The organism is Archangium violaceum, assembly GCF_016887565.1.
GTDB lineage: Bacteria > Myxococcota > Myxococcia > Myxococcales > Myxococcaceae > Archangium > Archangium violaceum_B.
Map to the genome: position 1 here is coordinate 7,647,869 of NZ_CP069396.1, position 13,794 is coordinate 7,661,662.

Here is a 13,794-nt window from a genome sequence, read left to right on the forward strand (position 1 = left end):
ACGAACCACGACGGTTCGCATCCAACTTGTGCCTTCAGATGTTGTGCGAGAGAAGGGATCATCATGTCCGATTCACGTACACCCCAGGTCCTCCCTACCCGCAAGAGCACTTCTCTCCTGGAGAGATTTTCGGAAGCGGATGTCCCCACTGGACGGGGCGTGCTGCGGACGGTCGTCTTCCGCGAGAAGCGCAACGGACGGGAGCACGTGGCGCTGGTGGTGGGTGAGGTGCAGGGGATGGAGGGCGTGCCCGTCCGGGTTCACTCCGAGTGTTTGACCAGCGAGGTGTTCGGCAGCCTGAAGTGCGACTGCCGGGAGCAGCTGGACCGGGCGCTGGACTTCGTCACCCAGCACGGGTGCGGCGTGGTGCTCTACCTGCGGCAGGAGGGCCGGGGCATCGGCCTGGGCAACAAGATCAAGGCCTACGCGCTGCAGGCCCAGGGCCTGGACACCTACGAGGCCAACCGCAAGCTGGGCTTCCCGGACGACCTGCGCAGCTACGACATCGCCGCCGAGATGCTGCGCCTGCTCGGGGTGCGCTCGGTGGACCTCATCACCAACAACCCCCTGAAAATTGCAGGCCTGGTGGAAGAGGGGATTCCAGTTCGTCGACGCATTCCCTCGCGTACGGAGCACAATCCGCATAACGTCGACTACCTGAAGACGAAGCGTGAGCGGACGGGGCACCTGATTGAGCTCTTCGCCGAGGACGACGACACGGAAGCGAAGGTTGGCTGAGGACGAACAAGGGGAGAAGCACGCGCAGGCGCGGGTGCCCTTCCATGTCCGATTCTGGGGAGTGCGCGGTTCGATCCCTGCACCGGGACCGAAGACGCAGCGCTATGGGGGCAATACGCCTTGTGTCGAGATGCGATGCGGGGAAGAGCTGCTCATCTTCGACCTCGGAACGGGCGTACGCGTGCTGGGAGAGGAGCTGTGCGCATTGGGTGGACCGGTGCGCGGGACCATCTTCCTGTCGCACTACCACTACGATCACCTGCAGGGGCTGCCGTTCTTCACCCCCATCTTCAACCCGATCCATAGCTTCACGGTGTACGGGGCGCCCCGGAAGGGGCAGTCGGTGAAGGAGGTGCTGGCCGGGCAGATGGTGCACCCCTACTTCCCGGTGACGGCGGAGCAGGTCTTCAAGGCCCAGCTGACGTACCGGGACGTGGAGTCCAAGCAGGTGCTGGAGGTGGGCCCCGCGAGGATCCGCACGCTGGACATGAACCACCCGGGAGGCAGCCTGGGCTACCGGGTGGAGTGCGACGGCAGATCCGTGGTGTACGCGACGGACGTGGAGCACGGGAGCGCGAAGGACCCGGAGCTGGTGGAGTTCGCGCGCGACGCGGACATGCTCATCATCGACGCGATGTACACGGAGGATGAGTACCGGGGCCTCAAGGGCGCCGCGAAGCTCGGCTGGGGCCACTCGACGTGGGAGTCGGCGGTGGAGACAGCCAACGCGGCGAGGGCGAAGCAGCTGGTGCTCTTCCACCACGAGACCACGCGCGACGACGATGCGATGGACAGGTTCGTCGAGGAGGTGCGCAAGCACCGTCCCGATGTGATCGCCGCCGTGGAGTCGGAGATCCTGGAGCCGTAGGCCCCAGCCCCGCCTACCGGGTGCTCAACCCCCGAGCACCCGGCGGGCGCGCTGGACGCCCTCGCGCAGCCCGCGGAACGGCAGCCGGGCGAGGGCGGTCGGTACGTCCACCCACTCGTGCGCATCGTGCTCGTCGCCGAGGTGGACCTGGAAGTCGTCGGAGCACCGGGCCGCGAACCCGTTCTCCTCCACGAGCCTCGGAGGCACCACGCTGCCGACGGCGAAGGCGTGGCGGTACTCCAGGTCGACCACGTCGGTGCGCAGCCCCGTCTCCTCGAACAGCTCGCGGGCGGCGGCCTCCCGGGGCTGCTCTCCCGGCTCCAGGCGGCCGGTGACGATCTGCCAGAAGCCACCGCGCTCGGGGCGGCGGCGGAGCAGCAGCACGCGCGCCTCCGGCCCCCTGCCGCGCATCAACGTGACGCACACGGTGCGCGTGAGGGGCTTGGGCTCGGCGAGCTGGAGCTCGAAGACGTCGGCGAAATGCCGGGCCACCTTGTCCTCGACCTCGGCCAGGGGCACGGGGCGGCCGAGCTCCTTGCGCATCGAGGTGACCCCGGCCTCGCGGATGCCGCACGGGACGATGAGCTCGAAGTGCGGCAGGTGCGTGTTGACGTTGAGCGCGAAGCCGTGACTGGTGAGCCAGCGGGAGAGGTGGACGCCAATGGCGCAGATCTTCCGGACGTCCGGTGAGTCCTCCTGGCCCAGCCACACACCGGGCCACTTGGGAATGGTGCCGGAGGAGAGGCCGTACTCGGCGAGGGTGCGGATGATGCACTGCTCGACGTCGCGCACGTAGCGGCGCACGTCGTGGCGCTGCTCGGGCAGGAGGAAGATGGGGTAGCCGACGAGCTGCCCGGGCCCGTGGTACGTGACGTCCCCGCCGCGATCGGTCTCGAAGATCTCCACGCCCTCGGAGGAGAGACGCGCGTCGCTGGCGACGATGTTGGAGCGCTTCGCACCACGGCCCAGGGTGAGGATGGGCGGGTGCTCGAGCAGGAGCAGGGAGTCCCCGCACAGCCCCTGGCGCCGGGCCTCGCCGAAGAGCTTCATCAGCTGGAGGCCGTCCTCGTATTCGACCCGGCCGAACCGGTACACCGTCAGCGTGTTCACGACTTTCCCTTCCGCCGGCCACGACGGGCCGGACTCGCCTTCCCCTTCCTCGTCCCCTTCTTCACCTCCAGGCGCCAGGTACCGGGAGGCACCCGGGCCAGGAGCGCTCGCAACTCATGCCCGGAGCGGGGTGAGCGGGAGGCCTCGGTAGCGAGGGCGGTGAACGCCTCGTCGGAGAGTTGGCGATCCTCGCGCGAGGCGAGCTGGCGCCGGGCGATCTCGATCAGATCCTCGACGGTCGGCGTTTCGAGCGGAATGAGGCTCTGCACCTGTTCCAACAGGACGAGGGGCAGCGCGCCCTGAACGGCCGCGGAGAGCGTGGCGGTGGTGGGCACGGGCAGACGCCCGGAGTCCGAGAGCAGCACGAGCCCCGGAGCCGCCGGATCGCCCCGGGCGGTCATCAGCACGGTCCGCTCGGAGTGGCGGGCCAGGAAGGCGCCCAACGAGGCCTGCTCGGCGGCCGGGAGCCGGTCCACGTCCTCCACGAGGAGCATGGCGTCCAAGGGCGCCCGGTCCAGGGAGTCGGGAGTCACGAGCACGCCCCTGCCCTGCTCCGCGAGAGCCCGCATCCAGGTGCTCTTCCCGGAGCCCTCGGGCCCGAGCAGCAGCACGCGGCGCACCCCCGCCGCCAGGCCGCGCTCGAGACCTTCACGGGCCGCCTCCTGCCCCACCAGTTCGAACGAGACAGGCCGGGAGGCCCCCCTCACCCTGCCCCGCGCGGCCGACGGTGGCACCGGGGCCACGCCGCCGAGCAGCACATTCGACTCACCGATGCAGGCCGAGCAGATGAACGCTCCGGCGGGACCCGCGACGAGCGGACCCACCTCCGCACGAGGCCGGCAGCAGAAGGAGCACCAGGCCTCGAGGGAAGGATCCGCGCGAGTCGGTCCCCGCTCGATGAAAGCCCCCTCTCCCTCTGGGAGAGGGTTGGGGTGAGGGTCAGCGGGAGCAGCCACGGGAGGAGCCACGGCCTCTGGCGGCTCGACCACCGGCCCCGACACCTCGGCGCCGAGCACGGCGGAGCGTACGGCCGCCACGGCGGCGGCAACCGGATTGACCCGGCGGTCCACGGCCAGCTCGGCCTGACGCAGGGCCTCCGTGAGGGAGCTCGAGGTGTCCTCCTCGATCTCCCACGTGTCCGGCTCGGGCTCATCCTCCGGATCGGAACCGGAAGGCGGTGGCACGACCGCGTCGGCTCGGGCTCCCGCCTCCAACTGACGGATCTCCTCTTCCAGCTCGGAGCGGGAGGGATCCAACTTGAGGGCGTAGCGCAGCAACTGCGCGGCCCGATCCCCGCTGCCCGAGCGCCGATACAAGGCGGCGGCGCGGCGGAGCAGCTCGATGGCACGGGGCTTGTCCCCCCCGAGCTCCGCGGCCTGGGCGGCGCGGATGACGTCGCGAACGTTCTCGGCCATGGGGCAGCGTAACCTCCTCGGAGGCCGGGAGCGCGGTTGCGCGAACGCTCCCGGCGAGGCACGCGCCCCCGGCAGGCGGCCCGGCCGTCAGGCCATGGCCAGGAACAGCATGTCCGGATGCTCCAGGTACTTGATGACCTCGTAGACGAAGTTTGCGGCGACCTGGCCGTCGATGACGCGATGATCGGCGGAGATGGAGACGTTCATCATCTCGCGCACGACGATCTGATCGTTCTTGTCCACCACGGGGCGCTTGCGCATGCGGTGGATGCCCATGATGGCCACCTCGGGGTGGTTGATGATGGGCGTGGCGAAGATGCCACCCGTCTGGCCGAGCGAGGTGATGGTGAAGGTGCCACCGGTGAGCTCGTCCATCTTCAGCTTGCGCTCACGCGCCGCGTTGCTGAGGCGGACGATCTCCTCGGCGAGCTCGCGCAGGGTGAGCCGGTCCGCGTGCTTGATGACGGGGACGGTGAGACCCTCGGGGGTGGCCACGGCGATGCCGATGTTGAACTCGCCCCGGACGACGAGCTCCTGGGCGGCCTCGTCCATGTTGGCGTTGACCTGGGGGAACTTCTTCATCGCCGCGATGACGGCCTTCACGATGAAGGGCAGGAAGGACAGCTTCGCCTTCTCGCCGGCGGCGGCCAGGGTGTCGTTGAGGCGCTTGCGGAGGGCCACCAGCTCGGTGGAATCCACCTCCTCGACGAAGCCGAAGTGCGGCGCGGTGAACTTCGAGCGCACCATCTTCTCGGCGATCTTCTTGCGCAGGCCGCGCAGGGGAATCCGCTCGTCGCCACGGCCCGACACCACCGAGGGGGCGGCCGGACGGGCCTGGGCCGGAGCGGCCACCTCGTTGCGCGCGGAGCGGCCACCCTCGAGGGCGGCCACCACGTCGGCCTTCATCACGCGGCCCTGGGGACCGGAGCCGGGGATCTCCGCGAGGTTGAGGCCGTGCTCGGCCGCCATGCGGCGGGTGAGCGGCGTGGCCAGCACCTTGGAGGCGGCCTGGGGACCCGTGGCCTGGGCGGCCACGGCCGCGGGCTGGGCAGCGGGAGCCGCGGCCGGAGCGCCATGGGCGGCGGGGGCACCATGACCCGAGGCCTGGACCGGAGCGGCGCCCTCGATCTCCATCGTGACGAGGAGCTGATGGACCTTGGCGATCTCGCCTTCCTTGCCGTGCGTCTGCACGACACGACCGGCCTTGGGGCTGGGCACGGTCACGGTGGCCTTGTCGGTCATCACCTCGGCGAGCGTCTGGTCCTCCTTGACCAAATCGCCGGCCTTGACGTGCCACTTGACCAGCTCGCCCTCCTGAACACCTTCGCCCAGGTCGGGCAGCTTGAACTCGAAGATCGCCATTCGCGGATCCGTATCGGGTGTGGGGTAGAAAAAGGCGTCAGGTGCCGCTGCTGGCGAGCCCCAGGCGCTCGCGCTCCATGAGTCCCTTCATGAAGAACTCGGCGGCGCGGTAGCTGGAGCGAACCAGCGGCCCGGAGGCGACGTAGAGGAAGCCGTAGGACTCGGCGAGCTTCTTGTAGTCCTCGAACTGCTGAGGAGTGACGAAGCGCTCCACGCGCAGGTGGTACTGGGACGGCTGCAGGTACTGACCGAGCGTGAGCACGTCCACGCCCACCGCGCGCAGGTCCTTGAAGGTCTGATCCAGCTCGGCGTCCGTCTCACCCAGACCGACCATGATGGAGGTCTTGGTGTAGAGCCGCTCCGGCCGCTGCTTGAGGTACTCGAGCACCTTGAGGGACTGGCGGTAGGTGGCGCGCCGATCGCGCACGGTGGGGGTGAGGCGCTCCACCGTCTCCACGTTGTGGGCCACCACGTGCGGGCGGGCCTCGGCCACGGTGGTCAGGTCGCGCTCCACGCCCTTGAAGTCGGGGATGAGCACCTCGACGATCGTCTTCGGCGAGTGCTGGCGCAGCTCGCGGATGGCCGAGGCGAAGTGGCTGGCGCCGCCGTCCGGCCGATCATCCCGGTTCACGGAGGTGACCACGATGTACTCGAGATCCATCTCCTTGACGGCCTGGGCCAGGTGGATGGGCTCCATGGGGTCCAACGGAGGGGGCGCGCCCACCTTCACGTGGCAGAAGCGGCACGCACGGGTGCACACCTCGCCCATGAGCATGACGGTGGCGGTGCCACCACCCCAGCACTCGGCGATGTTGGGGCAGCGGGCCTCCTCGCACACGGTGGCCAGCTTCGTGCGGCGGACGATGGATTTCACCCGCTCGTACCCCTCCCCGTGGGGGAGGCGCACCTTCAGCCACTCGGGCTTCCGGGTGGACTCGGATACCTGCGGCAGGGGGAAACGATCGGGAGTTGCCATGGGTCGCGGGCCTTGTACGGTTGGGGCGAAAGCAGGGTCAAGCGGGAAGCCTTGACGCGAGGCGTCAGCTTCCTCGCACCACGATACTCCTCCCGTTCTAACGTCTCAGCCCTCGGAGGGCAGCGGCGGCGCGCGCAGGGGGGCGAGAGCCCTTCCCGGGGGCTGTAAGCGAATCTTGCTCGACGGATGAGCGGACCCAGGGCCCCGGGCTCGACTCCCTGGCGGGGCGGGAGTGCCCATCCTTGGGGCATGAGGGCCATCCACCTGGGGACGAGTGGCTACGTCTACAAGCACTGGAAGGGACTCTTCTACCCTCCCAAGCTGCCAGCCAGCCGCTGGCTCCCCTACTTCGCCCAGGTGTTCGCGACGGTGGAGCTGAACGCCCCCTTCTACCGGCTGCCCACGGCGGACGCGGTGGACGGATGGAGGGAGCAGACGCCCGCGGGCTTCCGCTTCGCGTGCAAGGGCAGCCGCTACCTGACACACATGAAGCGGCTGACGGACGTGGGAGAAGGCCTGGAGCGCTACTTCAACGTCATCCTGCGCCTGGGCCCGAAGCTGGGCCCGGTGCTGTGGCAGCTCCCGCCACAGATGAAAAAACCGGATCCGGAGCGGGTGGATCGCTTCCTCTCCGCCCTGCCCCGCGACGTCCAGTACGTCTTCGAGTTCCGCGACGCGGCCTGGTACCACGAGGAGGTGCTGGAGGTGCTCGACCGTTGGGGCGTGGCGGTGTGCGAGCACGACCTGGTGCCGGTGCCCCCACCGCGCGTCACGGGGGGCTTCCGCTACCTGCGCTTCCACGGAGCGGGCTCGCGCTATGCCGGGCGCTATGGCCGCGAGGCGCTCTGGCCGGTGGCGTGCGCTCTGGACACCTGGAGACGCAAGGGACGCACGGCCTGGGTCTACTTCAACAACGACCTACACGGGCACGCGCTGCTAGACGCGTTCGACTTGGCGGAGCTGCTGGGCCGAGTGCCAGTGCACCCACCGCCGGACATGCGAAGGCCGTCCGAGACAGAAGAGTCCCGAACGGCCTGATTCCCCCCCACCCCTCTCCCTCCGGGAGAGGGACGGGGTGAGGGTATCTGAACCCACCGGATTACCAGCCGTGGCTCAGATGTGGATCGGGTGACCCAGGGTGGCCTCGGCGCCCTCCTTCATGATCTCGGAGAGCGTGGGGTGGGCGTGCATGGTGTGCGCGAGCTCCTCGGTGGTGATCTCCAGGCGCATGGCGACACAGGCCTCGGCGAGCAGCTCGGTGGCGTGGGGGCCGACGAGGTGGACACCGAGGACCTCGTCATACTTCTTGTCGGAGACGACCTTGATCATGCCGATGGCCTCGTTGGAGATGGAGGCCTTGGTGACGGCGGAGAACGGGAAGATGGCGCTCTTGACGTCGTAGCCGCGCTCCTTGGCCTTCTTCTCGGTGAGGCCGACGGAGGCCACCTCGGGGTAGCAGTAGGTAGCGGAGGGGGTGAGGTCGTAGTTGATGGGAGCGGGGTTCTTGCCGGCGATGTGCTCGACGGCGAGGACGCACTCGGCGCTGGCCACGTGGGCGAGCATGGGCGTGGGGATGACATCACCGATCGCGTACACGTTCGGCTCGGTGGTGCGCATCATGGTGTCGGTCTTGATGAAACCGCGGTCGGGCTTGATGGAGGTGAGCTGCAGCCCGATGTCCTCGGTGACGGGAGCGCGGCCGACGGCGGACAGGACGAGCTCGGCCTCGATGGTGCGGGTCTCGCTGCCGACGGTCATGGTCAGCTTGACGCCGTTGGCGGTGTTCTCGACCTTCTCCACCTTGGCACCTGTGTGGAGGTCGATCTTCCGGCGCTTGAAGTGCTTCTCCAGCTCCTTGGAGGCGTCGATGTCCTCGATGGGGAGCAGGTTGGGCATGTACTCCACGATGGAGACCTGGCTGCCCATGTGGTTGAAGACGGAGGCGAACTCGCAGCCCACGGCGCCCGCGCCGATGACGATCAGGCTCTTGGGGATGCGGTCGATCTCCAGGATGGAGTCGCTGTTGAGGACCCGCTTGTGGTCCACGACGATGTTGGGCAGCGACTTGGGCACCGAGCCGGTGGCGATGATGATGTTCTTGGTGTCCAGCGTCTGCTTGGAGCCACCCTCGAGGGCGACCTCGACCTTGCCCTTGCCGGCGATGCGGCCGTGCCCCTTGAACACGGTCACCTTGTTCTTCTTCATCAGGTAGTCGATGCCGTTGGCACCCTTGGTGACCACCTTCTGCTTGTGCTCCTGGACCTTGGCCCAGTTGACCACCGGAGCCGGCACCTCGATACCGAAGTCCGCGGCCTCACGGATGTGGTTGAGCAGCGCGGCGGACCAGAGGAGGGACTTGGTGGGGATGCAGCCGCGGTGGAGGCAGGTGCCACCCAGGCGCTTGTCCTTCTCGATGATAGCCGTCTTCAGCCCGAGCTGCGCGGCTCGGATGGCACCGACGTAACCGCCAGGGCCCGAACCGATGATGACCACGTCGAAAGTCTCAGCCACGAACGCCTCCGGAGTGGATGTACCCGCGCGGCGCTGATAACCACCCATCCCGGCCGGAATCAAGGAGTTTGCACCGTGCGACGCTTTCCGCTCCGAACGCTGCTGCTGATGGCGCTGGCCCTGGTGGCCTTCGCGCGCCTGTACTACCTCACCCATCTGACCGAGCGTCAGGTCGAGAGCCCCACCCCCGCCCCGGCGAAGACGGACGAGAGGGTCATCGACGTGGAGCCTCGTGGCCCCGAGGCTGGCCCCACCCCGGGCGCCCAGACCTGCCGCACCCTGGATCGCACCCTGGAAGGCGCGGTGCGAGCCCCCACGGACCCGGCCGCCCTCTCCGCGGTCCGGCAACAGCTGGACGCCTGCTCCCAGCCGCCCGCGCGCGCCTGTGAGCTGGGAGCGGCCCTGGATGCCCGCTCCCCGCTCGACTCGGGGACGACGCCCCTGCGGGAGCTGCTGGTGGCCCTGTGCCAACGCTGCCCGGCCGGGACCAATCCCTGTGCGGGTTCCGTCACACGGGCAGTGCTGGGGCTGAACGCCGGGCTTTCAGCCAACCCAGCCAACATGCGCTGGAACCTGGAGCACGCCGGACCGGGGACCCCGACCGCCTGCGCCGAGGTGACACGCTCCTTGTTGGCACCGGCGGCCGTGGCCAGGGACATGCTGACGGCCGCGCAGAAGGAGATGCTCGGACAGCTGGCGCCCACCTGCTCGCGGGCGGGGCAGTTCCCCGCGAACGTGTTGAACGCGGCCGTGGTGCAGGGCCACGTGCCCGCGCTGGCGCAGCTCGTCCAGGCGAATCCGGCTGGAGAGAGCGCCGTGCTGAAGCCCACCCGGACCCTGGGAGCCCAGAACGGAGACAAGGCCTTTGACGGACAAGAGGCCACGAGTGCGAACCTCACGGCGACCCCTCAGGCGCCGCGCTGGGAGAAGGACGGTGCGCTGAGCGCGGTGTTCGACCCTCCCGTGCGCCAGTTGACAGCCCTGCGCGTGCGAGCCAGTGGTGCGGGGACCCTGCGCGCTGTCGTCCGTACCGAGGGGGACCTGGGGCTGAGCGATCCGGACACGAACACGAGCTTCGTCCTTCCGGTGGCCTGCCGCTTCCGTGGCACCGGACAGTGGGAGACCTGCGCGCTGCCGGTGCCGCTGCTGGAGGTGGAGGCGCTCAGCGTGTTCCCCGACAAGGACAAGCTCACGCTGAGCGAGGTAGAGGCGCGCGGAACGCGGTGAGCGGGGTGCAACGGAGCAGGAGGATGGGCATCGAAGGGGCCGCCCATGCGAATCCACCTGCTCGCACTGACCCTGATGGCCACCCCGGCCCTGGCTGAAAGCCCGCTGTCGGCGCTCGTCGCCGAGTACGAAACGGGGCCGGCCTACATCTTCCAGAACGACGGGCGCTACGGCCCGACCGGCACCCAGTACGAGGCCGACGAGCTCAACCAGAAGGCCAATCTGTATCGGACCCAACGGATCGCGCTCGAGGCGAGGCTGGGAGAGCGCCACGGCCTCATCCTGCTGTACGCGCCGTTCGAGATCACCACGCGCGCGACACTGTCCAGGGACATCGACTTCCGCGGCACGGTGTTCCCGGCGGGCACGGCGGTGGACAGCCGCTACCTGTTCGACGGGTATCGGGCCAGCTACCTCTACCGGCTCGTCAACGGCGAGCGCTTCTCCTGGGACATCGGGGCGAGCGTGCAGATCCGCAACGCGCTGGTGGACCTGAGCGCGGTGGACGGAACGCGCTACACGAAGGAGAGCGACATCGGCGTGGTGGGGGCGCTGAAGACGCGGCTGCGCTACGAGCTGCCCTCGCGGGTCTGGGCGGGGCTCGAGGCCGACGCACTGTCCACCTTCGGACTGCTGGGCAACACCACGGGCGGCATCTACGACGTGGCGCTGACGTTGGGCATTCCGCTGAGCGCGAAGGGCGACGTGAGCGCCTACGCGCGACTGCGGCTGCTCGGGGGTGGCGCGGACGTGAAGCGCCGGGACATCTACAACTGGGGCAACTTCGGCTTCGCGCTCGTGGGAGTGCAGGCCGACCTGGTGTCACTGGTCGAACGCGGCCTCTCCAAGCAGTGACCGTGTCCATCCCCTCTCCCTCTGGGAGAGGGTTAGGGTGAGGGTCTTCCCCTTCCGAGAAGACCCCGATGCTCTCCCTATACCTGTGCGCACTGCTCGCCACCACGCCCCCGCCCGTGGAACTGCGAGCAGGCGCGGCCGAGCCCGATGACGAGGTGTTGCTGCACATCACCGGGCTCACGCTGCCGGTGCGCGCGGAGGCGGGCCTGTACCTCTACGGGAAGCTCGTCGCCCCGTCCCACTCACTCCGGGCGCTGTTGCTGCGCAGCACCGACGGAGGCACGCGCTGGACCGAAGTGCTCCCCACCATGGAACACAGCGAGGTGCTCTTCGTGGAGTTCGCGGGCTGCGAGGGCCGCGCCCTGGTGGGCTGGAGCACGGAGGGCCCTGGGGAGCTCACGCTGTTCGCCAGCGCGGACTGCGGAGCGACGTGGAAACGCCGGAGCAAGCTGCCCAAGGAGGTCTGGTCCGAATGGCCAGTCCAGATGGCCTGGGCGGACCGCCAACACGGCACCGTGTGGCTCGAGGACACGAGCCAGGAGAACGCCCCCCTCCACGTGCTCACCACCGCGGACGGGGGCAAGACCTGGCGCACCGTGAAGCAACCACCCCCGGTGCCCCCTACGAGGCCATGGCTCGAAGCGCGAGACGCCACGGGGACACGCTGGGTGGTGTCCTCGGAGGACCAGGGCACACGGCTGGAGCGCCAGGAGCAGGGAGCCCCCGCCCAGGTCCGCGCCGTGCTGCCGCGCTCCTGGCGCCGGGAAGGGAAGAAGCTCGTTCCCGCGCGCTGAAACCCAAGTGCCGCGCAACAGGTAACATGCGCCGCTGTCCATGGACACGCCCGCCCCCTCGCGCACCGTTACCGGCCGCATCGACGTCCACCCTCGCGGCTACGGCTTCCTCGTCGTGCACCCCTCCGGCGCCGACGAGGTGCTCTCCGCCTTCATCCCGCCGCCCGAGCTCAACCCCTACCTCGCCGACGACGTCGTCTCCGCGACCGTGACGGCCTCGGCCGACGGGCGCTGGAACGCGAGCGGGCTGTCCCTCCTCCATCGCCCGCGCCAGGAGGTCTACGGCGAGGTGGTGACGCGCAAGGGGGTGGTGCACCTGCGCATCGACCGGGACGTGGCCAATGGCGACTGGCCGTTGGAGGCAGCCGGCGTCGAGGTGCAGCACGGGGACGCGCTGGTGGCTCGCATCGCCGACGGCAAGGCCTGGCTCCTGCGCAAGCTGGAGCCGGGCGCGGACCGCTCGCTGGAGCGCATCATCGTGCGCCACGGGCTGCGCCGCGACTTCGCCCCGGAAGCACGGGCCGAGGTGCAGCGCGTCCTTTCCACCCCACATGCGCTCGGGGCCCGGCGAGACCTGCGCCAGGTGCCCACCGTCACGGTGGACTCGCCCTCGACGCGCGTCATCGACGACGCCATCTCCGTGCTGCCCGCGGGTGGAGATGGAGCGCTGCGCCTGTTCGTCTCCATCGCGGACGCCGCGGAATTCGTCACCGAGGGCTCGGCGCTGGACCGCGTGGCGCGCGAGCGGGCCACCAGCGTGTACCTCGCCGGCGCCATGCTGCCGATGCTGCCCGAGGAGCTCTCGACGAACTGGATCAGCCTCGTGCCCGGCGAGGACCGGCTATGCCTCACGGTGGAGTTGCGCATCGATCCGGAGGGGCACGTCACCGCCGCGGACGTATACGAGAGCCTCATCCGCTCCTGGGCGAAGCTCAGCTACACCGAGGTGGCGGACTACCTCGACAAGGAAGAGGTGTCCGAACCGATGGCGGTGGTGCGCGAGGCGATGCCGTGGTTCCGCGCGGCGGCGGCGCGGCTGGCGGTGGCACGGGCCGGACGCGGCGGCATCGAGATGGCGCGCGAGGAGGCCCGCTTCACCTTCGACGAGGAGACGGGCGAGGTCTCCGGCATCGAGGCCGTGCGGCCCACGACGGCACACGCCCTGGTCGAGCGCTTCATGGTGGCCGCCAACGAGGCGATCGCGGGGTGGCTCATCGACCGGGGCGTCCCTGCCCTCCTGCGCGTCCAGGACGAGCCGGATCCGCAGCGCGTGGCCGACCTGGCCGCCTTCGCGCAACACTCGGGCTTCGCGGCGGGCTTCGGCCGCAGGCTCACTCCACTGGCGCTCGCCGCGTTCGACCGGCAGATCGCCGGCTGCACCGCGGAGTCGGCACTGCGCTCGGTGCTGCGACGCTCGCTGGGCCCCTCGCGCTACACGGTGGTGCCCGCCATGCACTTCGGGCTCGCGGCGCGCGCCTACGCGCACTTCACCTCGCCCATCCGGCGGTACGCGGACCTCTCCGTCCACCGTGCCCTCAAGCAGTACCTGCGGGGCCGGCGCGACTTCGTGCACGAAGACCCCTCCGTCGAGCAGCTCGCGGTGCACCTCAACGAGCGCTCCCGGACCGCCCACCGCGCCGAGAAGGATCGCCACCGCGTGCTGGAAGCCCGGATCATGGCCGCGCACGTGGGCCGGGAGCACATGGGACTCATCACCCGGGTCAAACCCTTCGGCCTGCTCGTCCAGCTCGACGGCATGCTGGTGGAGGGCTACCTCCCGGCGGACACGCTGCCGGAGGGGCCCTACCAGCCCGATCCTCGGGAGACGTCACTCGTGGGGCCCGCGCGCACCTTCACCATCGGCATGCCCCTGAAGGTGCGCGTGGCCACTACCGACGAACAGCACGGCCGCATCGAGCTCGCGCTCGCCGGGTGAGG

12 protein-coding genes are annotated in these 13,794 nt (G+C 69.4%); 7 read left to right on the forward strand and 5 right to left on the reverse strand.

Annotation, left to right across the window (positions count from 1 at the left end):
• The first annotated feature begins 63 nt into the window (after positions 1-63).
• On the forward strand, positions 64-738 hold the full coding sequence (ribA, locus tag JRI60_RS30295; RefSeq protein ID WP_204219378.1) for a GTP cyclohydrolase II: 675 nt from the start codon (positions 64-66) through the stop codon (positions 736-738).
• A gap of 130 nt (positions 739-868) precedes the next feature.
• On the forward strand, positions 869-1,606 hold the full coding sequence (locus JRI60_RS30300) for an MBL fold metallo-hydrolase (RefSeq protein ID WP_239469798.1): 738 nt from the start codon (positions 869-871) through the stop codon (positions 1,604-1,606).
• Between the two features lie 24 nt (positions 1,607-1,630).
• Here JRI60_RS30300 and lipB read toward each other — a convergent pair whose 3' ends face one another.
• The 4 genes from lipB to lipA form a co-directional block, all read right to left on the reverse strand.
• Positions 1,631-2,716, reverse strand: a complete 1,086-nt coding sequence (gene lipB, locus JRI60_RS30305; protein ID WP_204219379.1) for a lipoyl(octanoyl) transferase LipB — start codon at positions 2,714-2,716, stop codon at positions 1,631-1,633.
• Entirely contained in the window at positions 2,713-4,131 is a 1,419-nt protein-coding gene (locus JRI60_RS30310; protein WP_204219381.1) for a ClpX C4-type zinc finger protein, read from the reverse strand. Before JRI60_RS30310 ends, lipB begins: the two co-directional genes overlap by 4 nt.
• An 87-nt stretch (positions 4,132-4,218) precedes the next feature.
• On the reverse strand, positions 4,219-5,493 hold the full coding sequence (locus JRI60_RS30315) for a dihydrolipoamide acetyltransferase family protein (protein ID WP_204219383.1): 1,275 nt from the start codon (positions 5,491-5,493) through the stop codon (positions 4,219-4,221).
• 37 nt (positions 5,494-5,530) lie between these two features.
• Complete coding sequence (gene lipA / locus JRI60_RS30320) at positions 5,531-6,469, reverse strand: lipoyl synthase (protein WP_204219385.1); 939 nt, start codon at positions 6,467-6,469, stop codon at positions 5,531-5,533.
• 249 nt (positions 6,470-6,718) lie between these two features.
• Here lipA and JRI60_RS30325 point away from each other — a divergent pair, with 249 nt between their 5' ends.
• Entirely contained in the window at positions 6,719-7,507 is a 789-nt protein-coding gene (locus JRI60_RS30325; protein ID WP_204219386.1) for a DUF72 domain-containing protein, read from the forward strand.
• Positions 7,508-7,582: 75 nt separating this feature from the next.
• Here JRI60_RS30325 and lpdA read toward each other — a convergent pair whose 3' ends face one another.
• Positions 7,583-8,980, reverse strand: coding sequence for a dihydrolipoyl dehydrogenase (gene lpdA, locus JRI60_RS30330; RefSeq protein ID WP_204219387.1), 1,398 nt, complete (start codon positions 8,978-8,980; stop codon positions 7,583-7,585).
• A gap of 75 nt (positions 8,981-9,055) precedes the next feature.
• On the opposite strand from lpdA, the gene JRI60_RS30335 reads away from it, so the two are divergent.
• From JRI60_RS30335 to JRI60_RS30350, 4 genes are all read left to right on the forward strand, one after another.
• Complete coding sequence (locus JRI60_RS30335; RefSeq protein ID WP_204219388.1) at positions 9,056-10,207, forward strand: hypothetical protein; 1,152 nt, start codon at positions 9,056-9,058, stop codon at positions 10,205-10,207.
• 45 nt (positions 10,208-10,252) lie between these two features.
• Positions 10,253-11,062 carry a hypothetical protein gene (locus JRI60_RS30340; protein ID WP_204219389.1) on the forward strand — a complete coding sequence of 270 codons (810 nt, stop codon included), beginning with the start codon at positions 10,253-10,255 and terminating at the stop codon, positions 11,060-11,062.
• A gap of 68 nt (positions 11,063-11,130) precedes the next feature.
• The gene (locus JRI60_RS30345; protein ID WP_204219390.1) at positions 11,131-11,856 is read left to right on the forward strand and encodes a WD40/YVTN/BNR-like repeat-containing protein; all 726 of its coding nucleotides are present in this window, start codon (positions 11,131-11,133) and stop codon (positions 11,854-11,856) included.
• A 40-nt stretch (positions 11,857-11,896) separates the two neighbouring features.
• Complete coding sequence (locus JRI60_RS30350) at positions 11,897-13,792, forward strand: ribonuclease R family protein (protein ID WP_204219391.1); 1,896 nt, start codon at positions 11,897-11,899, stop codon at positions 13,790-13,792.
• The last annotated feature ends 2 nt before the right edge of the window (positions 13,793-13,794 follow it).

Excerpts from the sequence above, each read along its gene's own strand:
- JRI60_RS30315 (WP_204219383.1), bottom strand. The coding sequence starts at position 5,493 with ATGGCGATCTTCGAGTTCAAGCTGCCCGACCTGGGCGAAGGTGTTCAG.
- ribA (WP_204219378.1), top strand. The coding sequence starts at position 64 with ATGTCCGATTCACGTACACCCCAGGTCCTCCCTACCCGCAAGAGCACT.
- JRI60_RS30345 (WP_204219390.1), top strand. The coding sequence starts at position 11,131 with ATGCTCTCCCTATACCTGTGCGCACTGCTCGCCACCACGCCCCCGCCC.
- JRI60_RS30325 (WP_204219386.1), top strand. The coding sequence starts at position 6,719 with ATGAGGGCCATCCACCTGGGGACGAGTGGCTACGTCTACAAGCACTGG.
- JRI60_RS30310 (WP_204219381.1), bottom strand. The coding sequence starts at position 4,131 with ATGGCCGAGAACGTTCGCGACGTCATCCGCGCCGCCCAGGCCGCGGAG.
- JRI60_RS30300 (WP_239469798.1), top strand. The coding sequence starts at position 869 with ATGCGATGCGGGGAAGAGCTGCTCATCTTCGACCTCGGAACGGGCGTA.
- lipA (WP_204219385.1), bottom strand. The coding sequence starts at position 6,469 with ATGGCAACTCCCGATCGTTTCCCCCTGCCGCAGGTATCCGAGTCCACC.
- JRI60_RS30350 (WP_204219391.1), top strand. The coding sequence starts at position 11,897 with ATGGACACGCCCGCCCCCTCGCGCACCGTTACCGGCCGCATCGACGTC.
- JRI60_RS30340 (WP_204219389.1), top strand. The coding sequence starts at position 10,253 with ATGCGAATCCACCTGCTCGCACTGACCCTGATGGCCACCCCGGCCCTG.